General features: G+C 36.5%; 26 protein-coding genes. 14 read left to right on the forward strand and 12 right to left on the reverse strand.

The annotated features are described in order from the left end of the window. The first annotated feature begins 25 nt into the window (after positions 1-25). The 5 genes from QMD71_07195 to QMD71_07215 all read left to right on the forward strand — a co-directional run bounded on the left by QMD71_07195 (position 26) and on the right by QMD71_07215 (position 5,074). The gene (locus QMD71_07195; GenBank protein MDI6840614.1) at positions 26-1,573 is read left to right on the forward strand and encodes an FAD-dependent thymidylate synthase; all 1,548 of its coding nucleotides are present in this window, start codon (positions 26-28) and stop codon (positions 1,571-1,573) included. A gap of 131 nt (positions 1,574-1,704) precedes the next feature. Further along, on the forward strand, positions 1,705-1,905 hold the full coding sequence (locus QMD71_07200; GenBank protein ID MDI6840615.1) for a hypothetical protein: 201 nt from the start codon (positions 1,705-1,707) through the stop codon (positions 1,903-1,905). Between the two features lie 252 nt (positions 1,906-2,157). Then, positions 2,158-2,784: a hypothetical protein gene (locus tag QMD71_07205; protein MDI6840616.1), complete on the forward strand. Its 627-nt coding sequence runs from the start codon at positions 2,158-2,160 to the stop codon at positions 2,782-2,784. Positions 2,785-2,914: 130 nt separating this feature from the next. After that, complete coding sequence (locus QMD71_07210) at positions 2,915-4,156, forward strand: saccharopine dehydrogenase C-terminal domain-containing protein (GenBank protein MDI6840617.1); 1,242 nt, start codon at positions 2,915-2,917, stop codon at positions 4,154-4,156. Between the two features lie 18 nt (positions 4,157-4,174). Then, positions 4,175-5,074 carry a patatin-like phospholipase family protein gene (locus QMD71_07215; GenBank protein ID MDI6840618.1) on the forward strand — a complete coding sequence of 300 codons (900 nt, stop codon included), beginning with the start codon at positions 4,175-4,177 and terminating at the stop codon, positions 5,072-5,074. A 29-nt stretch (positions 5,075-5,103) separates the two neighbouring features. Here the strand turns inward: QMD71_07215 and ruvB are convergent, their stop codons facing one another. From ruvB to QMD71_07270, 11 genes are all read right to left on the reverse strand, one after another. Next, complete coding sequence (ruvB, locus tag QMD71_07220; GenBank protein ID MDI6840619.1) at positions 5,104-6,111, reverse strand: Holliday junction branch migration DNA helicase RuvB; 1,008 nt, start codon at positions 6,109-6,111, stop codon at positions 5,104-5,106. A gap of 45 nt (positions 6,112-6,156) precedes the next feature. Continuing rightward, positions 6,157-6,453, reverse strand: coding sequence for a hypothetical protein (locus tag QMD71_07225; GenBank protein MDI6840620.1), 297 nt, complete (start codon positions 6,451-6,453; stop codon positions 6,157-6,159). A 221-nt stretch (positions 6,454-6,674) separates the two neighbouring features. Continuing rightward, complete coding sequence (locus QMD71_07230; protein MDI6840621.1) at positions 6,675-7,301, reverse strand: DUF4145 domain-containing protein; 627 nt, start codon at positions 7,299-7,301, stop codon at positions 6,675-6,677. 297 nt (positions 7,302-7,598) lie between these two features. After that, complete coding sequence (gene ruvA / locus QMD71_07235) at positions 7,599-8,147, reverse strand: Holliday junction branch migration protein RuvA (GenBank protein MDI6840622.1); 549 nt, start codon at positions 8,145-8,147, stop codon at positions 7,599-7,601. Then, positions 8,140-8,388: a hypothetical protein gene (locus tag QMD71_07240; protein ID MDI6840623.1), complete on the reverse strand. Its 249-nt coding sequence runs from the start codon at positions 8,386-8,388 to the stop codon at positions 8,140-8,142. Before QMD71_07240 ends, ruvA begins: the two co-directional genes overlap by 8 nt. Next, positions 8,375-8,836 carry a crossover junction endodeoxyribonuclease RuvC gene (locus QMD71_07245; protein ID MDI6840624.1) on the reverse strand — a complete coding sequence of 154 codons (462 nt, stop codon included), beginning with the start codon at positions 8,834-8,836 and terminating at the stop codon, positions 8,375-8,377. The genes QMD71_07240 and QMD71_07245 overlap by 14 nt, the downstream gene beginning before the upstream one ends. Continuing rightward, positions 8,833-9,594, reverse strand: coding sequence for a YebC/PmpR family DNA-binding transcriptional regulator (locus tag QMD71_07250; GenBank protein ID MDI6840625.1), 762 nt, complete (start codon positions 9,592-9,594; stop codon positions 8,833-8,835). The genes QMD71_07245 and QMD71_07250 overlap by 4 nt, the downstream gene beginning before the upstream one ends. A 12-nt stretch (positions 9,595-9,606) precedes the next feature. Then, positions 9,607-10,173 (reverse strand): orotate phosphoribosyltransferase, encoded by a 567-nt coding sequence (gene pyrE / locus QMD71_07255; GenBank protein ID MDI6840626.1) that lies wholly within the window; start codon positions 10,171-10,173, stop codon positions 9,607-9,609. Further along, positions 10,142-10,939, reverse strand: a complete 798-nt coding sequence (gene pyrF / locus QMD71_07260) for an orotidine-5'-phosphate decarboxylase (protein ID MDI6840627.1) — start codon at positions 10,937-10,939, stop codon at positions 10,142-10,144. The genes pyrE and pyrF overlap by 32 nt, the downstream gene beginning before the upstream one ends. A gap of 66 nt (positions 10,940-11,005) precedes the next feature. After that, positions 11,006-11,833 carry a toast rack family protein gene (locus QMD71_07265; protein MDI6840628.1) on the reverse strand — a complete coding sequence of 276 codons (828 nt, stop codon included), beginning with the start codon at positions 11,831-11,833 and terminating at the stop codon, positions 11,006-11,008. A gap of 132 nt (positions 11,834-11,965) precedes the next feature. Then, positions 11,966-12,748, reverse strand: coding sequence for a TIGR00282 family metallophosphoesterase (locus QMD71_07270; GenBank protein MDI6840629.1), 783 nt, complete (start codon positions 12,746-12,748; stop codon positions 11,966-11,968). A gap of 279 nt (positions 12,749-13,027) precedes the next feature. On the opposite strand from QMD71_07270, the gene yidC reads away from it, so the two are divergent. From yidC to QMD71_07315, 9 genes are all read left to right on the forward strand, one after another. Further along, complete coding sequence (gene yidC, locus QMD71_07275) at positions 13,028-14,647, forward strand: membrane protein insertase YidC (protein ID MDI6840630.1); 1,620 nt, start codon at positions 13,028-13,030, stop codon at positions 14,645-14,647. Positions 14,648-14,660: 13 nt separating this feature from the next. Further along, the gene (locus QMD71_07280) at positions 14,661-16,148 is read left to right on the forward strand and encodes a Do family serine endopeptidase (GenBank protein MDI6840631.1); all 1,488 of its coding nucleotides are present in this window, start codon (positions 14,661-14,663) and stop codon (positions 16,146-16,148) included. After that, on the forward strand, positions 16,145-16,933 hold the full coding sequence (locus QMD71_07285) for an RNA polymerase sigma factor RpoD/SigA (protein MDI6840632.1): 789 nt from the start codon (positions 16,145-16,147) through the stop codon (positions 16,931-16,933). Before QMD71_07280 ends, QMD71_07285 begins: the two co-directional genes overlap by 4 nt. Beyond that, the gene (locus tag QMD71_07290; protein MDI6840633.1) at positions 16,930-17,712 is read left to right on the forward strand and encodes a M23 family metallopeptidase; all 783 of its coding nucleotides are present in this window, start codon (positions 16,930-16,932) and stop codon (positions 17,710-17,712) included. The genes QMD71_07285 and QMD71_07290 overlap by 4 nt, the downstream gene beginning before the upstream one ends. Positions 17,713-17,765: 53 nt before the next feature. Beyond that, entirely contained in the window at positions 17,766-18,182 is a 417-nt protein-coding gene (gene ndk / locus QMD71_07295; protein ID MDI6840634.1) for a nucleoside-diphosphate kinase, read from the forward strand. A gap of 83 nt (positions 18,183-18,265) precedes the next feature. After that, entirely contained in the window at positions 18,266-20,134 is a 1,869-nt protein-coding gene (gene mnmG, locus QMD71_07300; protein MDI6840635.1) for a tRNA uridine-5-carboxymethylaminomethyl(34) synthesis enzyme MnmG, read from the forward strand. Between the two features lie 337 nt (positions 20,135-20,471). Then, entirely contained in the window at positions 20,472-20,855 is a 384-nt protein-coding gene (locus QMD71_07305) for a right-handed parallel beta-helix repeat-containing protein (protein ID MDI6840636.1), read from the forward strand. 94 nt (positions 20,856-20,949) lie between these two features. Then, on the forward strand, positions 20,950-21,876 hold the full coding sequence (locus QMD71_07310; protein ID MDI6840637.1) for a right-handed parallel beta-helix repeat-containing protein: 927 nt from the start codon (positions 20,950-20,952) through the stop codon (positions 21,874-21,876). 137 nt (positions 21,877-22,013) lie between these two features. Next, positions 22,014-22,643: a T9SS type A sorting domain-containing protein gene (locus QMD71_07315; protein MDI6840638.1), complete on the forward strand. Its 630-nt coding sequence runs from the start codon at positions 22,014-22,016 to the stop codon at positions 22,641-22,643. A gap of 62 nt (positions 22,644-22,705) precedes the next feature. Here QMD71_07315 and QMD71_07320 read toward each other — a convergent pair whose 3' ends face one another. Continuing rightward, the gene (locus QMD71_07320; GenBank protein MDI6840639.1) at positions 22,706-23,911 is read right to left on the reverse strand and encodes a pyridoxal phosphate-dependent aminotransferase; all 1,206 of its coding nucleotides are present in this window, start codon (positions 23,909-23,911) and stop codon (positions 22,706-22,708) included. Between the last annotated feature and the right edge of the window lie 208 nt (positions 23,912-24,119).

A 24,119-nucleotide genomic window follows, 5' to 3' on the forward strand; every position in this document is an offset into this window, starting at 1 on the left:
TAGTTTTATTTTGTAATATTTACATATGGAAGTTATTTTAGCCGGTATTAATGTTCCTGTGAGGGTTCTTGAAAATTTACCTGAAGAGGAAAAGAAGAAAGCAACACCAGAGATAATATCTGCTGCTTATGCCAGAATAAGCAGAAGCGATAAAGATGTTGATGAATTAGTTGATGAGTCCATAGAGGATGTTTCCGCTGCAAGAAAATCAAATGAATCAATTATTTATGGTATGGGACACCACTCTGTAGCTGACCATGTAATTTTTAATTTAAATATAAAAGGAGTATCAAGACTCCTTGTAGAATCAATAGAAAAAAGAAGATTAGCCGGCTATACTGAAAAATCTCAGCGCTATGTTACATTAGATGGTGATTATATCGGACCGAAAGAGTTTAGTCAAAAAGATTTAGCAAAATTTGATAAACTTGTAAAATTGCAAAATGATTTCTATTTCAAGGCTAATTCTAAACTTTTTGAATTCTTAAAGAAAAAGTTTTCTGATGAATTAGATAAATTAGAAGGCGAAGATAAAAAAGCCTTCTTGAAGAAATTGGAAGGTAGTGCAAAAGAAGATGCAAGATATAGTTTGTGCTTAGCAACTCAAACACAGCTTGGCTGTTCTTATACAGGCCAGACAGCGGAGCTGGCAATTAGAGAATTAAAATACGGTAGATTAAAAGAGGAAAGAGAGTTTGCTAAGTTATTGTATGATGCAATAGTAGAAAAAGCACCTTCTATAATTCAGCTCACTGACCCAGAACTATTTAAGCAGCACAATCCGGGACAAGAATTAAAAGATGATAATTTTAAGTATACAGATAAAAGCTTAAGGGAGCTTGTTGAAGAAGCTTTTCAATTTAATTCTTCTCCACAGGATTCTGCAAATATATCAAAAAGTAATTATGATTTTCTTTCAGAGGCCAATGTAACTCTTGTCAGCCATAATAACCCAGATAGACAAATTCTTGCTGCTTTATTACATACATATTCAAATAAACCAATAGTTGATTGCTATACTTTAGCAGATATGCTGATTAATAAAGAACAGGCTAAAGATTTTGTTAAAAGTTCCCTAAAACACATCAGCGAATTTGACAAAGTGCCACGTGCGTTTGAGACTGGTTTTATAATTTATGAAGTAATTACAAGTGCCAGCTGTTTTGCACAGCTTAAAAGGCATAGGATGAATACATTGTTAAGCCAAGACTATGACCCTGAACTCGGATATACAATTCCACCAAATATTGAGGAAATTGGATTAACACTTGAACTAAAGGATGTTTGTGACAGCTCTACTAATTTGTATAATGATTTTAAGAAAGAATATGGAAAGGCAGCTGAATATTGTTTAACAAATGCACATAGGAGGAGAGTTACTGTTGCAACAAACATAAGACAGTTATATCACATTTCAAGGATAAGAGAAGACGAGAGTGCACAGTGGGAGATAAGAGACAAAACAAGTAAGATGTCAAAATTGGCAAGTAAGGTAGCCCCTACTACAACCATACTTCTTTGTGGTAAGCATGAATTTAAAAACATTTATGACCAGGTAATGCAGAGATTGTAAGGATGTGGATATTCCCCTAAACTCTGTGATAAAGTGAGAAGCCTCTGAAAAAGAGTTGACTTTTTATTTTAATAGAAGTATTATATATAATAAAGAAGTAGTGAAGAGAAACATAGAAAGGAAGTGTAAAAATGAGTTTTAGGACATGGGCAGATTCAAAAATAAAAAGGTGCAATTGGATTGATGTGCAGTTCATAAAACTAAGTGTTGTTAGTTGTATTTTAATGATAGCAAAACTTTGGAAGCCACTACTTAGTTTAGATTGGTATTGGTATGCTATAATTTCTGTGTTATCAGCAATAAAACCAGTACATAAAGCACTCAGGAAGTAAGCGTCACTCAGCCAGCCTTGTGGGACTTCTTTTATTACTGGGGATGTTATACTTGTAACTTTTGCTCTATAAGCCCTTTTCTGGCTTTGCTATTTTAAATCTCTATACCAATTTGGTAATGTCAATGGATAGAAAATACGTCATGAACTTTTTATCACCAAAATAAGCATTATTCAAATATAGAAAATGAAATTTTGGTATTTAGAAGAGAAGCACAAAATGAACCCGTCATTATTTCCAGAATAAGAATAAATGGATGAGAAAGGGCACCTCCAAATAATCGCTGTAGTGATACCGTATGTTGCAACACTTGTTGGCCTCTATATTCTGAAAAATGCGTGGTCCTCTATCCTCTTATATCATTTTGGCGCGGTGCTCTTTTTGGTCATTGATGGAAAAAAAGAATTAATGAAGGATTTATGTTCGGGTTGGAACCCTGTAGCCGCCGTAGTCCTTGCTGCATTATGCATTATAGGTAGCCTATTCATCTTGTGGCTATGGCCCCGTATAAGCCTTGGGCACATCAGCCTGAAGATTGCGTTAACTGCCTTTGGACTATATGGAAGACTGTGGCTCCTCTTTATGATATACTTTGCGACGCTCCATCCCGTTTTGGAAGAGCTGTACTGGCGGGGCTATCTCACAAGCAAGAATAAATATTTCATATCGTCTGATGCATGGTTTGGAGGATATCACGTCCTTGTCCTCATTTTATTCATCAAGTTACCATGGGTAATAATATCGTTTATGGTATTATCCATTATGGCGTGGGCCTGGCGACGTGTCGCCTACAAATTCAATGGTCTTATAGTCCCCTTATTGTCTCATGTGGTAGCCGACGCAAGTATTATTGGTGTGGCAAATTTTTTGATCCAGTAGCCGTCTGAAAAGGCGTCGAAGATATGGGGACTGGGGTATATAAAAGTCTGGAAGAAACTTTTTTATTGACATGTCTGTATGAAATTATTAGATTAATAGAAAGAGTCCAATCCACTTTGAGAAAGGGGGGATGATGAAAGCATTAGTTTTTGGGGGTTCAGGTAAGATTGGTTCTGCAGTTGCATGGGATTTGGCTAAAGACAAGGATATTGATGCAATAGGAATTGTTGGTAGGCGTAAAGAGGCTCTTGAAAAGATAAAAAAATGGATAGGTAGTGACAAAGTGATACCTCATATTCTTGATGTATCCGACAGAGAGGCCATAGAAAAATTGATGAAGCAATATGATGTTGGTGCGCTTGCACTACCCGATAGGGGGACAAGTTACAGAGTTGTTGAGAGTGCAATTGAAACTGGATTGAGTATTGTTGACATGCTTGAAGAATATCATAGGAAACCAGATACTTATGAGATTGAAAAATTACAAGTCCCGAGTGGGATGACACTTGATGAATATGGAGAATGGCTTCATAACAAAGCAGTAGATAATGGTGTAACATTTGTTGATGGAATGGGGTTTGCACCCGGTTTAAGTAACATCACGCTTGGTGAAGGAATCAGTAAAGTAGATAAGGCTGAGACAGCAGTGGCAAGAGTTGGTGGTATTCCATCAAAGGAAGCTGCTAAGAAACATCCACTAAAATACATAATCACATGGGCATTCTGGCATGTTTTGAGAGAGTATATGGTCAAGGTCAAAGTTATAAAGAATGGTAAGGTTGTGGAAGTAGATGCGATGAGTGATCGTGAAAGTTTTAGGTTCACAAAATTTGGTAAGAATGAAGAGTTAGAGTGCGCTATTACACCCGGTATGCCCAGTTTTCTTTATACAAGACCCTATCTTAATGAGTTTGCTGAAAAAACTATCCGGTGGCCTGGCCATTGGCAGGGAATACAGACTTTGAAGGAGTGCGGATTGCTCGACCTTACACCAGTAGAGTTCAAAGGTATGAATATAGTACCTCGTGATTTCTTATCGTCTATCATAACACCTAAGCTTATGCCATTGACAGATGAAACTGATGTATGTGTTATGTGGAATACGATGACAGGTACAAAAGATGGTAAAAAAATGAGAATCGATTACTATATGTGGGATGAAGCAGACACTGAGAATGGTATTTCTTCTATGATGAGAGTTACTGGGTTTCCAGTGGCAATAGCTACAAAACTTTTATTAACGGGGGAGATAAAAGATAAAGGCATAGTGCCTCCCGAGGAATGTGTAAAAGGAAATCTCTATAAGAAATTCATGAAAGAATTAAGAAAAAGAAATATAGTTATACTCGAGGTTCCCACAATAATAGGATAAAATCAAATATCAAATCATATGAAACTTGGTCTCGTTCTTGGTGGTGGTGCTTCCCACGGTCTTGCCCATATTGGTGTGCTTCAAGTAATTGAGGAAGCACGAATCCCAATTCACCTTATATGTGGGTCTTCAATTGGTGCAGTAATTGGTGCACTTTATGCTATGCATCCCGATGCAAGGCAACTGGAAAAAACTACCAGAGAAATACTAATCTCACGCGAATTTAAGCGTATCGGACTTGATTTATTTGGCAACTCTCGTATTCCAAAGCCATTCTGCACAGTTACCGATTTCGTAAAAGAGCGTTTCATATATGTGAAAGGATTCATCAGTCCCTATGTGGTCAAAAGAGACAATTTATACCTCATCTTAGACAAACTTTTTGGCAAAGCTCTAATCTCAGACACAAAGATTCCATTTGCAGCAGTAGCAGTTGATATAGTAACAGCAGAGGATAAGGTTATACGCGATGGCCCAATCATAGACGCATTACTTGCATCTACTGCTATCCCTGGGGTCTTCCCTTATGTAGAGACTTTTGGCTCAATATTAGTGGATGGTGGAATAACATCAACTGTCCCAGCCCGTGCAGCAAGGGAGCTGGGTGCAGATTTTGTAGTAGCTTCGTCATTAATAGATAAGCCTATTGAGCCTACTTCACTTCGGACAGGATTTCAGATCAATTTAAGAGTTGACGAGATTGTAAAATACAGACTGCATTTACTAAACCTATTGGATGCAGATGTGATAATAAGCCCAGAAGTCCATAATGTACACTGGGCAGATTTTTCAAAGTTTACTTTCTGTGTAAAAAAGGGTAGGGAAGCTACTCTAAAGAGTTTACCGGAGATAAGAAGACAACTAAGTTTATTTGGTAGATTAAAGAGATGGGGTCGCCAAATAGGTTTTAGAAAGTAAAGTAAAATAAGGATGGACTACTAACTACTTTACTGATTAAAAAGTGACTTTTGGTGTTTTTTACCAAAGTATTGGTAGGCAAGAGGGGCAGCTTCTCTCCCTTTTGGGGTACGCTTTATAAAACCTTCCTGTAATAAATAGGGCTCAAAAATCTCCTCTATTGTCTGCGGGTCTTCCCCTATTGATGCAGCTATTGTTCCCAACCCCACTGGTCCACCTTGATATTTATCTATTATAGTAGTCAATATCCGTTTATCCATGTCATCAAGCCCACGCTCATCAACATTAAACTGGGATAGTGCAAACTTAGCTATCTCAAGATTTATCACTCCTTTTCCTTTAACTTGTGCATAATCTCTAACCCTCTTTAATAACCTATTTGCAACCCTTGGTGTCCCCCTTGAGCGGCGTGCAATTTCAAAAGCACTGTCTTCATCAATTGAGGCACCAAGTATTTTTGCTGAATGTGATACTATCTGTTTGAGCTCCTCTGGCGGATAGAAATCAAGCCTAAATATAAGCTCAAACCTTGACCTCAATGGCGATGATAATAGACCAGACCTTGTTGTTGCACCTATAAGTGTAAATGGGGTCAGATTAATTGTTAATGACCTCGCATCCGGCCCCTGGTCTAACATTATCTCAATTTTAAACTCCTCCATTGCAGGATAAAGGTATTCTTCAACTGGTTTTCCAAGCCTATGTATTTCATCTATAAAAAGGACATCCATTGGCTTAAGTTTAGTAAGTATACCAGCTAAATCACCCGGCCGCTCAACTATGGGGCCGGAGATAGTAGTTATATTTACGCTCAGCTCTTTTGATATTATATAGGCAAGCGTCGTCTTCCCTAGTCCTGGTGGGCCAAAAAAGAGAACATGGTCGAGTGGCTCACCTCTCAACTTTGCTGCCTGGATAGAAACTTTAAGGTTTTCTTTAGTCTGGGATTGACCAACAAAGCAGTCAAATGTTTGTGGTCTAAGAGAGCGCTCAACTTCTTCCTCTCCTTCTATTCTTTCAGGTGTAGTAAGTCTCATAGTAAGATTTCTCTGTAATCTACCTCAATTCCATTTTTGACCTTTCTATAATAGATTCAACAAATCATAAATCAATTGTGCTTTGCAAGCAGCTAAATCAGCTGGTAACGTATCCTTATCTGAAAGTTTTTTATATTCCATATTGTGAATTCTTTCCTGAAAGACAAGAGCACTTAATGAGCAATTACCAAGAATAAAACAGAGAGCTTCTTCATAATCAAAACTGTTCTTCAAAAGCAATCGGAAAAGATTATCAAAAGTGTAAAGTTCATATACAATATACAGTCCATTAGCATCTTTTGGAAAGTTTTTCAGAAAATTTAGTTCAGCATTTATCCTCATAATCTCTCAACCATTTTAGGATTATCACTGGCTAATAACTTTTCTCTCGGTTTAATATCCTCATTCATTTAACTTCGCACGATCGGCTAGCTCTCTTTTTCTATACTTTCTAAAAGTCTTATCTAAACTGTATGCCTCAAATTCTTTATTTTGACAAATAAAAATATAGGTATAGTTACAGTATTAAATTTCTCCTCCACTGATAGGCATCAGCACCGCATTTAGTCCACCCTTTTATCTCGTTCTCTAATTGCTTCCTTTTGAGTATCAGGAAGATGAGTGTAAAACTCATCAATATGTTTAGGTTGTGTAATCATCACATCTGCAATAAGATTAACTAAGTTAAATAACTCATTAGCGGTTTCGGGGTCGTCCTTGATATCAATTTGACCAGGGTGAACTGCATTATTTCCAATTACACGCACTATATCCAAGGCCTTTTGTATTTTAACCGGGAGTCCTTTTTTAACTAAATTAGCAATATCATCATTAAGATTAATTCCTTTTTCTCCTAAATATTTAAGAAGTTTTTGGATAACTAAACGAAGAAGTGCAGATGCCCCTCGTGGAGAACGAGTTACTATAGACCTTGCTTCAGAATAATCTGTCTTAATATCTTCTGGTAAATCATCGTTTGGCAATGGAACAGGAGAATCGTCAGGAAGAATCATTTTGCCTTTATACCCTATTGAGTAATTTCCACAATGAGCACAATAGGAGAGTTTAAGGTCTTCTTCGAACCCCGCATTTCTCGTCAGAACATCTTCCCACTCTTGGTTTGAATAGGCGTTACAATATGGACAATTGAATGCTTCTTCTTGGAATTTTGGTGGTTTAAACGGAATCATCCTCTCCTCCTATTCTTGTCTCTTCTCAAAGCCAATATACACTCATCCTTCATTGTATTTCTTATTTTTCTCGTCTCTAAAGCAACATCTCACTACCTGACTGCCCTGCCTGACGGTAGGCAGGCGTCAGGCAAGTTGTGAAGCTCTATTTATTCTTTTCTTATACCAATAGGTAATTCCACACTTTTACCTGTAGACTCGTCAGTAAACACAAATTCGCTACTCTTCAACCCCTGAAATTGCTCATTCGCATTTAGGAACTCAATCCCGTAAATCTTTCCATACTAAACTTCATTATTATAATTTTTTAAGTGCTTCTTTTATCAACTCTTCAAGGTTATCTGTTTTAATACCTTTAATAGCCTCTCTTGCCTTCTTTGCCGGTATTCCTAAAACTGTCAGTGCATGGATAGCACTACTTTCAAAAGATTCTGGGATTTCTTCTTTTTTGTATCTATCTCTCAACTCAAATATAAGCTTGTTCGCTCTTTTCTCACCTATACCTTTAATTGAGGAGATAAATTCAGTATCTTCTTTAAGGACCATTGATTTAAATTCGGTAAAATCCACACTTGACATAATTCTTAGGGCATTCTGTGGTCCAATTCCTTGGACAAGTAGTAGGTCGTTGAAAAAATTGCGTTCTTCAATAGTTTTAAAGCCAAAAAGTTCAAGCTTCTCGTTTTTAAGACTTAAGATAACAAAAACTTTTGTCTTATCTCCTACATTTTCCAGTGCTTCATAAGTAGATAGTGGTATATTTATATCAAATGCAACCATTCCTGCTTCAATGACAAGTCTTGTAGGTTCCTTTAAGCAAATCTTTCCACAAATCCAATCAATCACCACTACTCCAGCTCATAAGATTTTCAAAATCTACTAATCCTTCTGCTTCTGGTGGCGTATGTAATTTATCTAAATAAAATAGTGCACTCCCACATTTAGAGCATATTCCAAGTAGTTCTGCAAGACTTTCTCTTACTGTGACATCTACAAGTTCAGAACAAACAGAACAGAAGCCTGGAATGTGTTCACTCTTACTTGAATATAGCCATGGAGTGAGTTTGGCTCTCTTATTTTTCTTCATTTCTCAAAGAATAACACAATGCACATGCTACCGCATCCCCGATATCTTGTTTAGATGGAATCTTTTCGCCAAGCAACCTTTCAACCATTCCATGAATTTGGTATTTTGACGCCCTACCACTCCCAGTGATTGCTTGCTTTATTTCAGCTGGTGTATATTCTTTCACTTTGATTCCACTCTCTTTTGCTGCGAGCAAAAGTACACCCAATACTTGAGCGAGTGTACATAGAGTTTTTGGGTTTTGTTTGTAAAAAACTGTCTCATATACAGCTATGTCTGGAGACTCCTTTTGCATCACTAATTTCATCTCTTCGTACAACTTTTTGAGCCTTTCTGGGATTGGTAAGTTATTGGCAGTAGAGCAGGTACCTGATTTTATAAGTTTTCCATCCTCTATAATCGCGTACCCGGTACATCTAAGCCCAGCATCTATTCCAATAATTCTCATCTTGAGGTGATACCTCCTTCTTTTTCTAATATTTCATCAGGGATATCAAAGTTTGCGTATACTTTTTGTACATCATCTTGCTCTTCAATTGAGTCTATAAGTTTCAGTGTCTGAGAAGCACGTGTTCCTTCAAGCTTTACAGTTGATTGAGGCAGTTTTGTGATTTCTGCACTTGTATACTTTATACCTTCTTTTTCAATCGCCTTTTTAACTGACTCAAAATTAGCAACTGGTGTAGTAATCCTAAAGCTAACGCCATCAAGCACAACGTCCTCTCCCCCATATTGTATACAGATATCGAGCAACTTTTCCTCATCTGTCTCATTTTTATCTACATAAATAATTCCCTTTTCAATAAACATCCATGCTACACAGCCAGATGTCCCCAAGCTACCTCCATATTTAGAGAATATGTGCCTTATTTCAGATGTAGTACGATTCTTATTATCTGTAATTGCTTCAATAAATATAGCAACACCACCAGGTCCATAACCTTCATAAGTTACAGGTTCATATGAGACACCCGGCAACTCCCCTGTTCCCCGTTTTATAGCACGTTCAATGTTTTCTTTTGGCATCCTTGCTGCCTTTGCAGTCTCTACCGCTCTCCTGAGCCATGGGTTGGTATCCGGGTCGCCTCCTCCTTGTTTTGCAGCAGTTGATAGTTCCCTAATTAGTTTTGTAAATAGTATACCACGTCTTGCATCTTCCTTTTGTTTTTTATGCTTTATTTGCGCCCATTTTGAATGACCTGACATGTTACCTCCTGTTTACTTTCCACCAGGTTTAGTTAATTTTATGTTCTTTTTACAAAGTGGACAATTATCTGGTAAGAAGTTCTTTGTAGGTGATTTATAAACTGCAAATAAGGGGACGGCAAAATTTGGCTTCTGTTCACTTCGGTCAACAATTACACCAACTCCTACAACTACTCCGTTTCTCCTTTGGATAGCTGAGATTGTTTGTATAATTGAGCCACCAGTTGTCAGAACATCGTCAACTACTAAAACTTGTTCACCTTGAGTAACTTGAAAGCCTCTTAAAAACTCTCTACCTTCACCTGATTTTTCAGCAAAAATGCATCTCTTCTTAAGCTGTTTTGCGACTTCATATGCAATAATAACACCACCAGTTGTCGGACCTGCTACAGTAGTAAAAGCTGTATCCTTAAAAGCGGTGCAGATTTGCTCACAGACAAGAGCAGTAAGTTCAGGGTGCTCAAGTAATCTAAACTTCTCAAAATATGTACCTGAATGTAATCCAGATGTAAGTTCAAAATGCCCTTCTCTTATCATTCCAATCTGTTTAAATATTTCTTCTATATTTGTTAATTTCATCTCTTAATTTAACTGCGGCTTCTCGTGCTTTTTGGGCAAAATCTTGACCTGATGAAGCATAAATTATTGCTCTTGAAGAATTGATAATTATATTTTGGCCACCATATTTAACTACAGATTCTACCTTCCCTCCTTGCGTCCCTATTCCTGGGACTAATATCAAGAGTTCAGGAGTTATCTCTCTTACCTTTACTAATCCTTCAGGTTTTGTAGCTCCCACTACGAGACCGCAGTTCCCATTTTCATTCCATTTGCATACAAACCTTGCTACCCGTATATATAAAGGTTCAGTACCATAGGTTTGAAAATCGTCAGCTCCAGTATTTGATGTAAGGCAGAGTATAAACACATATTTATCTTTATATTCTATAAAAGGTTTTACAGCATCAAATCCCATATATGGATTGACTGTTATACCATCAAATCCAAAATCCTCAAAAAATAAGCGTGCATACATTTTACTTGTATTCTCTATATCACATCGCTTTGCATCAATAATTACAGGTATATCAGCTGGAATATAATTCTTTGTCTGCTTTAAAACTTCAAGTCCCAAAGAGCCGGCAGCTTCATAGAATGCAGAGTTAAGCTTGTAAGCACAGACAAGGTCAGAGGTAGCGTTGATCATCATTTGATTAAAAGCGAGTATTGGATTAGGCTCTTTTAGTAGCGATTTCGGTATTAACTCTATATCAGTATCTAAACCAACACAAAGTAATGAGTTATTCTTCTTAACAATCCGACTCAATTTTTCACCAAATCTCATTTTATTTATTTTGCTTTAAAAAAGTGGATTTGTCAATAAAAATGATACCAATTCAAATTCACCTTGTTACTGTACATCAACCCTTAATACTCCAAAGCCGCCATCTACATGAATTATAAGCTCTTTTTTTGTAGTCCCTATATTTGGTGATGTCCACCATCCATTTTTGTCCTTTATAAGCCCATTTATAAATTTAAGGTTTACTCCTGTCAGCTTAAGCCTTATATCTGCATCTTTTGGCAAAATTAGCCTCAAACTACCCGTTCCCATAGTTATTTCTACTCTTTTTTTATCCATAAATTTACCCCTAAAATCAAGTGTGTATAAACCGACCCTGCCATTGAAGTAAAATGTTTTAAAATTTGCATTCCCTAAATATTTGCCAGTAAAAGTTGAGATACGAGTTGAGATGTGTAAATCGTCACATTCTACAGAGTTTGGTGAGCCAAAGTAAAGGGTTGTCTTCCCTATTGTGGATAAGTAAAGTCTATTCACTCTAAGGTCAGATAAATCGAGGTTTAATGAAGATGAGCCAAGTGTCAAATCTAAATCTAATGTAACTTTTGGGGTAACCATTACGACACATTTGTTTATGGAGCCAAATGCTTGTCTGTTTTCTTCATTTTCTTCTTTAATATAGAATTTACCAACTCTACCCTCTCTTTCGTATTTAAATATAGGAGATAGCGAAGCTGAATTATATTTTATTTTAGCATCTACCAATTCTTCTCCTTTTTTAAGTTCGAATTTAAAATTACTGAGCTCAACTTGGAGCTTGAGTTTATTCTCATTAGTTAATTTTATATGCTTATATATTGAATCAGTGAGCTCTATCCTGTATTGACCAAATAGCCCTGTGAATAATGTAAGAAAAACATAGATGCTTAAACTCATACTGTAAAAATTCTACACTATACACTTAATTTGTCAACTTATATTGCTGAGGCGTTTAGATACAATCCTTGCAGTTGCCTAAAACAAAAGGGCAGGTTAAAAACCTGTCCCTATCTCAATTTAGAAGCACATCTACATGCAAATCCTTTGTATTTGGGTAGCTTTATTAGTAATTTCATCTATATCTAAAATAACGGCACTAAGCTTGCCTGCACCAGTGGCTGGTTTAAATTTAACTGGAATTCCTTTCAAAAAGTAGTCAATGTATAGCTCCCTATCCATACCACCAATTGCATCTTGGACGCCTGTCATACCGACATCTGTTATATATGCAGTCCCACGAGGTAAGATTTTCTCATCTGCTGTCTGTATTCTTGTGTGAGTCCCAATAACTGCAGCTACTTTACCGTCTACCAACCTGCTAAAAGCCTGTTTTTCAGCTGTAGTTTGGGCATGGAAGTCGATTATGATAATTTTAGGAGATGCGACCTCAACTTGTGACTTGAGTTTCTCTATCTCATTTATCACTACCCTAAATGGACAGTCAATATTTGCAAGAAAAGAACGACCAAGTAAATTTATTATAGCTATACCGGGTTCATAAATGAAGCTACCAAGCCCGGGTACACCGGGTGGATAATTAAGCGGCCGAAGGAGGGTGCTTGGGTTAGTTTTAAGGAATTCAAATGTCTCTTTCTTATGCCATACTGCTTCACCTGATGTTAAACAATCTATTCCCATAGATATAAGCTCTTCTACATCATCTGGCTTAATTCCAATACCATCTTTTCCTGCACACTCACCATTTGCGACAACAAAATCTATAGGGCTTGCCTTATTGAGTTCAGGTAAAACACGAGCCACAGCCCACTTACCAGGATTGCCTACTATATCACCTATAAATAAAATTCGCATCGTCCAAAATCTATAATGTTTCTATTGGTTTGTCAAGTTAAAAGTTCGTTCAGGTTGAGAGATCACCACAGGGAGCGATCCGCAAATGTTCTTCCCGGAAAGTCTCCAACGAGGTGGTGGTTATGTCTTAATCAACGACCTAAAAAGGATATTTTGGTTGACAAATTTAAATATTGAAGTTATATTTATTAAAAAAGTTAATTAATGGAAGCTAAAGCTATGTTCACCACTTTTGAAAAATATTTGACAAATCATAAAAAGATATTAAAATAAAAGTCTATGGATAAGAAGTCAATTATTGGTATAGTACTTATATTCTTGATACTTATATTATGGCAGTCTATATTGATGCGATATGCACCTAAGAAAGTAGAGCCTAAAAAAGAAGTACCTCAACAAGTTGAGGTAGCACCTCCTATAGAGAGCAAAAATGCACCTACTATTGTAGGGACACACCATGGCGTGTCCTTACCGCTTGATACCATAGATACACAATTATTTCGTGTTATCTTTACATCCCTCGGTGCAAGTATTCAATCAATAAAACTTAAACAATATAAGGCAATAGAAGGGGGGTGGGTTGAGCTTATACCTACAGGGAAAAGAACACTTAATGATGTAGTAATAATTGATAATAAAGAAATAGATTTATCAAATGAAATCTTTAATGTAGTAGAACGTTCACCTAATCGGATAGTGTACGAATTTGTATTAACATCAGGAGATACTATTCATAAGGTTTACGAATTCCAGGATTCAAGCTATATGTTTGACATATCGCTTGATATCTCAAATTCAGATAAATACAAAATCATATGGAACTCGGGTCTTGCATCAACTGAGAAAAATAAGGATATGGAACTGAGATATTTTGGTGGACTCGCAACTCTTGGAGGTATCACTGTGGTCAAGAGCTTAAGTAGTCTTGATACTGTACCAAAAGGTGAGCCCGGTGATATAGACTGGGTAGGTGTTAAAAATAAATACTTCCTTGCCGCAATTATACCAAGAATTGAAACTGATAGCTACTCAATGAAAAGATTTGCGCTCGGAAGTGTAGGTGGTGGTTGCGCATATGGCTGTATGCCGAGTACAAAAGATCCGGAGGCTACAAGGGTTAAATTAGCGCTTGTAACAAAGTCAAACAAATCTTATAACTTCAAGGTATATACAGGACCACTGGATTACGATATACTTTCAAGCTCCGGCTTTGGACTCCAAAATGCATGTTATCTTGGATGGAAGTGGATAACTCCTATATCAAGACTATTTCTTAAGATATTTCTTGTATTGCATAGAGTTATACCAAATTATGGGGTAGTGATAATAGTGTTCTCTTTTATATTAACTATCGTTTTCTTTCCACTCTCAAAGATAAGCCAAAAGTCAGCTATAGCTATGCAACAACTGCAACCAAAGTTACAGGAGTTGCAAAAGAAATACAAAGATGACCCTAAAAAGCTAAATCAAGCTATGATGTCTCTTTATAGAAAGCGTGGAGTGAGTCCATTATCAGGCTGTTTACCTCTTATTATTCAGATACCCATTTTCTTTGCCCTTTATGCAATACTTGATACTACAATAGCATTGAGAGGTGCAATGTTTATACCACACTGGATAGAAGACCTGTCACAACATGACCCTTATTTTGCATTACCTATACTTATGGGTATAATGATGTTTGTACAACAAAAAGTGCAAGGTTTTGGTGTTATGGGAGGACAGCAAGCATCACAACAAAAGATGATGTCTTACTTTATGCCAATTATGTTTACATTTATATTTTTGAGATTCCCTGCTGGTCTCGTCCTTTATTGGTTTACATACAACATATTTTCTTTTATTCAAACTTATATAGTTAAAGGACAAATGGGATTACCTGCGCAAGAGGTAAAATGAGAGGAGGTGTAAGATGAAGAAGTTTGTGGCTATCCTGTTAATAGGTATAGTGTCAATTTTATTAATTTTGGGACCACGACTCCACTTACCAAGTTGGCTCATTAGACGGGTACAGGTGTCGCATAGTGAACCTTCAACCTTATGGGAACAAGAAGCAACGCCTCAAGGAGAGGTTCAACAAATACCTATCACTCCTGAAGGCAAGAGTCCATTTGTAAAAGTGGCTAAAGAATTGTTACCTACAGTGGTAAGTATATCAGCAGAACAAGTATTAGAAGTGAGGTCACCATTTTCAGATTTCTTTGAAGACCCATTTGATGATTTCTTCAAGCGATTTTTTCCTGAATTTAGGCGAGAATACCCAAAGCAAAAGATTAGACGCCCAATACTTGGCTCCGGCTTTATAGTCTCAGAAGATGGCTATATTTTGACAAATAACCATATTATTGAACGTGCATCAAAGATAGTTGTTAAAACTATGGATGAAAAGGAACACAAAGCTGAAGTGATAGGAACAGACAATATGACAGATGTTGCACTTATAAAGATTAAGGCTCAAAACCTTCATTATGCAAGGCTTGGTGATTCAGACGAAGTTGAAGTCGGTGATTGGGTTATGGCAATAGGTAGCCCGTTCCAACTTATGGGTACAGTTACAGTTGGAGTAGTTTCTGCAAAAGGGAGAGCTCATTTAGAAATAGCGGGTGGCGGACCTCAAATTCAGAATTTTATCCAGACTGATGCAGCTATAAATCCGGGTAACTCAGGAGGACCGCTTGTAAATATAAAAGGAGAGGTCATTGGTATAAATACCGCCATAAAAACTGCTGGTGTTTATCCTGCAGGTAATATAGGGATTGGATTTGCTATCCCAATAAATATTGCAAAGAAAGTTAAGGAAGATTTGTTTGTGTATAAGGAAGTGAGAAGAGGCTGGCTTGGTATAAGTTATCAGAGACTGACACAAGAGCTTGCCGCAGCCTATGAATTAAAAGAACCGAAAGGCGTACTTGTCCAAAAAGTGCTACCAAACTCACCTGCATTAGAAGCTGGGATAAAAGAAGAGGATATAATCACTGAATGGGACAATAAAGAAGTGAGTTTTGATGCCTTTCCAAGTATGGTCGCACAGACAAAGATTGGTAAAGAAGTAGCAGTAAAAATATTAAGGAAAGGTAAAACTTTGACACTATCAGTAAAAGTAGGAAAAAGACCAACAGAAGAAGAAGTTGCCAAAACTACAGCTGAGGAATGGCTTGGAATCCAGGTTACAGCTAACCAAGAGGGGGTCGTTGTAGCCAAAGTAAAAGAGGATTCGCCTGCATATGAGGCAGGGATACAGCCGGGCGATGTTATCAAAAGGATAGGTGAAAAGGAAATACAAAACATCAAAGATTACAAGGATGCAAAATCAACCTATAGCCGACAAAAATCGCCTATTTTGTTTAAACTTCAGCGTGGTGACATGACAATATTTGTAGCATTGACTCCAGAGAGATGAGAAATAGAGTTCTATCAACATATTTAGAAGAAATAGCAGAGCTTTCCCCTTTATCTATAAAGGATGAAAAGCAGCTTATAAGAAAGATAAAACTTGGTGATTCTGATGCAAGGAATCGGGTTGTTACTATGTGTCTTAAATATGTTGTCAGTATTGCTAAATTATATCAAGGACGGGGTGTTCCACTTGGCGACCTTATAGATGAAGGAAGTCTTGGTCTCTTAAGAGCACTTAAAACTTACGACCCAAGTAAAGGAGTACGATTCATCTCTTATGCAGCATGGTGGATAAGACAGCATATATTAAAGATAATATATCAACAAGCAAAAGCTGTTAAAGTATCGGTACAAAAATTGGCAAGCAAAAAAACAATAATGGAAATAGAAAGTGAACTATCACAAAAACTTGGAAGAATGCCGAGCACAGAAGAAATAGCAAAAGCACTTGGGTTATCAACTCATGAGGTAGATCAGGCAATACAGGTAGCTCAAAGTGACTTCTCACTTAACACACAGATTGGACAGGAAGAAGTCTCGTTGCTCGACTTCATAAAAGCAAGCCCTGAAAAACTTGAAGATTATGCAATTAGAGAACTTTTTGAGGGGGAGCTTCGTGAAAAATTAAATGAACTCAGTGAACCTGAAAGGTCGGTTACTAAACTTTATTTTGGATTAAATGGCAAAGAACCGCATACACTGGAAGAGATTGGTAAAATGTTTAATCTTTCAAGAGAAAGGATTAGACAAATAAAAGCAAAGGCTTTAAGAAAATTAAGACCCAAATGAGAGTGATAATAATCCCACATAATACTTCTAAAATTCGAGAAATAAGGATTAATAAACTTTTAATTATAATACTTTTACTGTTTATTATTATCTCCTTTACAAGTAAATATCTTTACCAAAAGGAATCACTTAATGTCTCTAAGCTAAAAGAAAATAATGACCATTTGGAGAGAAACCTACACTACTATGAGAGAGAATACAGAGAATTAGATGCTAAATACACTAAATTATTAGTAGAAGCCAAAAAGAGACAAAACACAGTTTTAACTGAAGCCGCTACTGAAAGACAAAATAATTGCACTGTAGATGAGTTAATGAGTGTGCTCAAAGAGTATAATAGACTATTAGAAAATATCAACTCTAAACTCAAGTCTGATGCCAGTCTTGCAAATTGTATCCCGTCTATTATACCAGTGAAGGGATACCTAATTCAAACATTTGGACCGACTCATGATATATTTACAGGACAACAAAGATTTTGTCAGGGTATTGACATAGCCGCTCCAAAGGGGACTGAAATTTATGCACCCGCTTATGGGATAGCTAAATTTACAGGAATTAAGCAACATGCCGGTCTTATGATTGTAATTGAGCATGGACGTAAAATTGAGACAAGATACTCACACCTTTCACTTATAAAAGTTAAAAAATACCAATATGTTAAAAGAGGTGATATAATTGGGCTTGTTGGGACAACTGGTAAAACAATTGGACCGAGACTCCACTATGAAGTATGGGTAAATGGAGAACCTAAAGACCCACTTGATTTTATTCTATAATTTATGTGAAATTTAGTGTAGTGGCGTATTGCAATACGCCACTATAACTGTCTGTGACCGAAGAGACCCTTTTTATTATAAAACCGGATGCCGTAGAACACAAACTTATTGGTAAGATTCTTACAAGAATAGAAGCAGAAGGATTTGAGATTGTTGAATTAAAGTTATTAAAGCTATCAAAAAAATTGGCAGCAGAATTTTACGATATACATCGTGGTAAGCCATTTTTTGACGAACTCGTCAAATTTATCAGCTCAGGTAAAATTGTTGTTGCCTTGTTAGCACGTGGAAATGCAGTTACTTATCTAAGAAGAGTTGTTGGTGCAACTGACCCTAAAAATGCAAGCCCAGGTACACTTAGGCACCAATTTGGGACATCCACTTGTAAAAACGCTGTCCATGCAGCAGATTCAAAAGAAACTGCAGCTAGAGAAATACAGTTCTTCTTTCCCGGCAAACTGTCATTCTGAACCCTTCGCCTGTTATTCTGACCCTGAGCGGAGCGAAGGGGAAGAATCTCAATAGGCTCAGGGTAAACTACGTGAAGAATCTAATGAGTAATTTTGACTGTATAGTTATTGGAGGTGGGCATGCGGGTTGTGAGGCTGCGCTCGCTTCTGCAAGGATGGGACTTAATACTCTACTTCTCACTCTTAACCTTGATACAATTGGACAGCTATCATGTAACCCGTCAATGGGCGGAATTGGTAAATCACAACTTATATTTGAGGTAGATGCACTTGGTGGTGAAATTGGGTATGCTACAGATGAAACTGGAATAGGATTTAGGATGCTCAATACAAAAAAGGGGCCGGCAGTGTGGTCACTTAGGACACAGGTTGATAGAAAAAGATATAGGCAGAGAATGCAAAGAGTTGTTAACACTCAAAAGAATTTATGCATAAAACAGGAGGAAGCTGCGGGGATAATTGTAAAGAACGATAAAGCAATTGGAGTGTACACAAAGAGAGGGGCAGAATATTTCAGTACAGCTGTAGTTGTCACAACTGGTACATTTCTCAACGGTCTTATCCATATTGGGCTACATCATTATCCTTCGGGAAGGGTGGGTGAACCACCTTCAGAAGAGTTATCAGAATCACTTAAGAAACTGAGCTTCAAACTTGGTAGGCTTAAGACAGGAACTTCACCAAGAGTTAATGGAGGTACAATTAATTTTTCAAAACTCGTCCCCCAATACCCGGATTCTAATCCTTACCATTTCTCGTATCGGACGAATGAGTTCAATCCGCCATCTATCCCTTGTTATATTACACATACAAATCGTAAGACGCAGGAAGTTATACTTAAAAACTTGGATAGGTCGCCCCTTTATCAAGGCGTGATAAAAGGGATAGGGCCCAGATATTGTCCATCAATTGAAGATAAGTATGTTAGATTTAAAGAAAAAGAGAGCCATCAGGTATTCATAGAGCCTGACGGTATTGAGACTGACGAGTGTTACTTAAATGGGTTATCAACTTCACTCCCTGAAGATGTTCAACTCGAAATCCTGCATACGGTGCCGGGACTTGAGAATGTAGAAATTATAAGATACGGTTATGGGATTGAATACGATTTCGTATTCCCTGAACAAGTATATCCAACGCTTGAGACTAAATTAGTTAAAAACTTATACTTTGCAGGTCAGGTGCTTGGGACATCAGGGTATGAGGAGGCAGCAGCCCAGGGCATAATTGCAGGCATAAATGCAGGCTTGAGGGTTAAGAAGGAAACACCATTTATTCTATACCGGCACGAAGCCTACATTGGTGTACTTATTGATGACCTCGTCACAAAAGAAATATGTGAACCTTATCGGATGTTTACCTCACGTGTTGAACATAGGTTAATACTGCGTCAAGATAATGCAGACGAGCGTCTCATGCCATATGGAGTAAAATTTGGGCTTGTAGATAATGAAGTATATGAAAAAATTAAAGAAAGAACGAAGAAAGTAGAATTAAAATTAAATGAGTTAAAAAAGATGAAGGTAGCACCAGATGAAATAAATCCATTATTAGAAGCACATAACTCAACTCCGGTTTCGTCTTCCACCACTATTTTTCAGCTCTTGAAACGACCAGAGCTAACCTACCAAGTAATTGAGCCTATAGCAGGAAGACTGACATCAGAAATTCAAACTAAAGTCGAGCTACACGCAAAATATGATGGCTATATAGAGAGAGAATATGAGTTAATTGATAGGGTTAAAAAGCTTGAACACTGTAAGATTCCGGCTACATTTGATTATTCAAAAGTTAACAGCCTCTCTCGTGAAGCTAAAGAGAAGCTATCAAAAATACGACCGCTAACATTGGGACAGGCAAGTCGTATTTCTGGAGTCCGCTCAGCTGACATAATCTGCCTACTTGTGGCGTTGAAGTCAAAAAATAAGAAGACAATCCGGGTTTTCCCTTGACAAAATGAGAGAAGTATAATAAAATTTAAAAAGTAGGCAATCATTTGAAGAAAGATAATTCTCAGAAAAAGAGAACATGTAAAAATAGAGGAAGGTAGGAGGTATGAACTATAAACATTGAAGGAAAAAATGAAAAAATTAATTTTTATAATGGGGTTTTTTATTGAGCTCATCGTTTAATAATTTATATGCAGGACAATGGGTTCAAATATTTATTGTATGCAAAATTTGAACAGTTCCATCAACTGAGTGTCCACATATACAAGCAGGAATTGATTCAGCAGGAGTAGGCGACACCATTTCAATCCTTCCCGGAGTATATGATACAACAAACAGTGTGTTTCCCATTGTTTTTAAAAATGGTATTAGAATTATAAGTAGAGACGGAGTTGAGTTCACTATTATAGATGCTGGATATAGTGAAGTTGCATTAAGATTTCCATATTTGGATGATACGTTAACTACACTAAAAGGTTTTACAATAAAGCATTCTAATAGATCTGGAATAATTTGTTTGGGATCTTCTCCCTTTATTTTAGAGAATACAATTATGGAAAATACTTACAATGGAATTTACTGTGAGGGAGGAAGTCTTCTTATAAAAAATAATAAATTTAAAAGGAACAATTATCCAGATATTTGGTTAGGTTATGAGGCATATGCAATAATAGATAGTAATGAGTTTGACTCCTCTATTAGTAACTCTGTTATATTTAGATAGACCTCCATCTGGTGGTGTGGTTTATAACAATTCTTTTAAAAATACTTCTACATTGTATCCTTCTATATATTGTGATAGCACTACTACACCGTGAATAACTAATAACTTATTTGAAAACACTCGTCGTGGTATATGGATGCAAAACTCTAACGCCTCAATTAGTGGAAATATTCTTAAAAATATTCAACAATCTGGGATTATCACTAATAACTCAACTGCATATGTAATAAGAAACCTTTTAATTAATTGTGGTACTGCTGGCAGTGATTATCGGGCAATAGATTGTGACAGCTCCTTTTCGCGTTCTTTTATAATTAACAACACTATTGTAAATTGCACAAATGGTATAGTCTGCTATAATTCTGCTGCACCTACAATTCGTAACAATATAATTGTAAATAATACACACAATGGAATCTATTGTTTTTCTGGGGGTAATCCAACTTTATTGTTTAATTGTGTTTGGAATAATGGAACAAACTATAATGGGTGTATTCCTGGCTCAAACGATATTTCAGCTGATCCACTCTTTACCACAGGGCCTGGGGGTGAATGTTATTTAAGTCATGTAGCAGCAGGACAATCAATAAATAGTCCTTGCATTGATGCAGGAGATACTACTGCTGAGGCTTTGAATTTAGATATCTACACCACTCGTAGTGATACAATACATGACGAAGGAATTGTAGATTTAGGGTATCATTATGATATAAAAGCTGTATTTGGCATAAGTGAGAGAAATTCAATCGTCCCCGCCAATCTCTTATTGCAAGTTTACCCAAATCCATCTTTTGGTTACATTTTTCTGAAAATGAGCGGCGAGTACCACCAGTTTGGTGATGAGACTAAGATTATCATATATAATTGTGGAGGTATAGTTGTGAAAGAAATAAATATAGGGAAATACTTTTCTGGGTTAAAGAAAATAGAACTGGGTAATTTGCCTTCCGGAATATACTTCTATACAATAAAACAAAATGGGGAACATTTCAGCCATGCTAAAATTGTTCTTATAAGATAAAGAGAACGACGATATAAATAAAATTATGGAATATTTCTACATTCAATCTTTCTTATCTTTCTTATATAATATTTTAGACGCTCTCTTTAAAGATATAATGGTAACTACCATATTATTGAGGGTCAGTAGGATGTATAATGTATAAAAAGTTATTTTTTGGAATAATTGTTTTACCAACAATTACTTTAGGGCGAATCACAGTTGTTGATACTATTAAGTTTAGTCCGGGAGACAATGGCGAAAGCCCTGTAACTATAGCAGTTAATCCGACTACGAATAAAATTTATATCCCAATTTTTGAGAGCAACTTTGTTTTTGTAATAGATGGTACAACAAATACTGTAATTGATAGTGTATCAGTTGGTTCTGGTGGGTATATGGGAGTTAATCAAGATAATAATAGAATATGTGTAACTTGTTATGATGAAGGTGGTTCTATTTGGGTGCTTTATGACCCGTCAAGAATAGAATATAGGGATAAAAAATCATTTACTCTAAAATTAGAAGTTGACCCTAATCCATTTAATAATTATATCACTATAAATTATGCAACACCAAATATAAAAAATAAGATATTAAAGATATACGATTTATCCGGTAGAGTTGTTCGTACATTTAATAATCTAAACCAACTCGGCAAAATAGTTTGGGATGGAAGAGATGAAAATAATGTAATAGTTAGTAATGGCATATATTTTTGCGGATTAGAAATAGGAAATAAAATAATAACAGAAAAAATATGCTTAGTTAAATTGATATCCTATTAGTAGGTACCAAGTACAAAAATAAAAATTCTCCTATTAAATAATTAATTAGCAACTTACTCTCTCTATTTCAATGTACTAATTACTTCTCTTAAATTTTTACCAAATTTTTCAATATCTTCCATTGTCATACCACCGAAGCTGAATCTTAACCATCCCGGCTTACCGCATGCACTACCGGGGATACCGCTAAATTTTTTCATCTCTATCGCCTTTTCAATAAATTCTACATCACTTAATTTTATTTCTTTTGGCAACTTTGCCAACATAAATATACTACCATCAGGCAACCTATCCCCCATAAGTCCAAACCCAGCTGATTTAAGACACTCACCAAGTGCATCTCTACGACGTCTCAATTCTTTAATTACAGGAACTAAAAAACTTGGCTGCTTCCCATTTTTCAGCTCGACCACTTCTTTTCTAATAATTGGGATTATAACATCCTGTCCTGCTACACTTGTGCAAGAAGAGTCACAGCGTAAAAGTTTTTTTAGAAACACATTTGTTAGCTCTTTGCATCTTGAGATGACGAAGCCAATTCTATGCCCTGGGATAAGATATTCTTTTGATGCAGCACTCACCACTACAGTACGTTCAGGTGCAAAAGATAGCATTGTTTGAGGCTTGTCTCTGAACCGTATTCTATTATATACTTCATCTGAAATTATAATGAGATTATGTCTTCTTGCAAGTGCCGCAAAGTTGCCCATCTCTTCTTCAGTCAAAGCTATTCCAGAAGGATTATTAGGTGAGTTAATAAGTATAATCTTAGCCTGTTCCTTCTCAATGAATTTACTTAATTCTTCTAATCTTATTCTACTGTCCTCGTTTATAAGCTCAAATTTTATACATTCTGCACCCGCTTTCGCAATTGTATCCGGAAAAGTGGGCCAGTTAGGAGTTGATAAAATCACCTTCTGCTTGTAGCCAAGTATAGCAAATAATAATGAGAACGCTTGAGTTGCCCCTGATGTTATAGCAACATTTTCATAGTTGAGCTTGTCTAATTTGTAAAAGTGTGTCCAGAATTCTGCTACCAGACTACGCAACTCAATTTTACCAATATCAGGCCCATAATAAACTTCAAGTTCAGGTATCACTCCTACACATTGTCCAATATCACTTCTTACAAAATCTTTTGTCTTGCTTTTAATTTCTTGTGCTCTCGTACTCATTGTGACTATAAAATCATCTTTACTTACAATTTTTTTGAAACTCTCCGGCATGTTTTGCAGAGCACAATCTAAAATAAGGTCTCGTTCTTCCATTTCTCTATATTATTACTGAACAAATTCGCTATGTCAAGTATAAACTCCCCTGGAGTTTTCCTATTTTTGGATAGAGAAACATACAAATGCATTGTAGGGCAAGGCTTTAGTCTTGCGTGAATCCTCTCAAATTACTGTCTGAGTTAAAATTTATTTGCTTTGTTGAATAATTCGCTTTACAAAACTTGCAACACCTTGATTGACACCG

The organism is bacterium (assembly GCA_030018315.1).
Taxonomy (GTDB): Bacteria; Hydrothermota; UBA3073; order JACQXS01; family JAGMCI01; genus JASEGA01.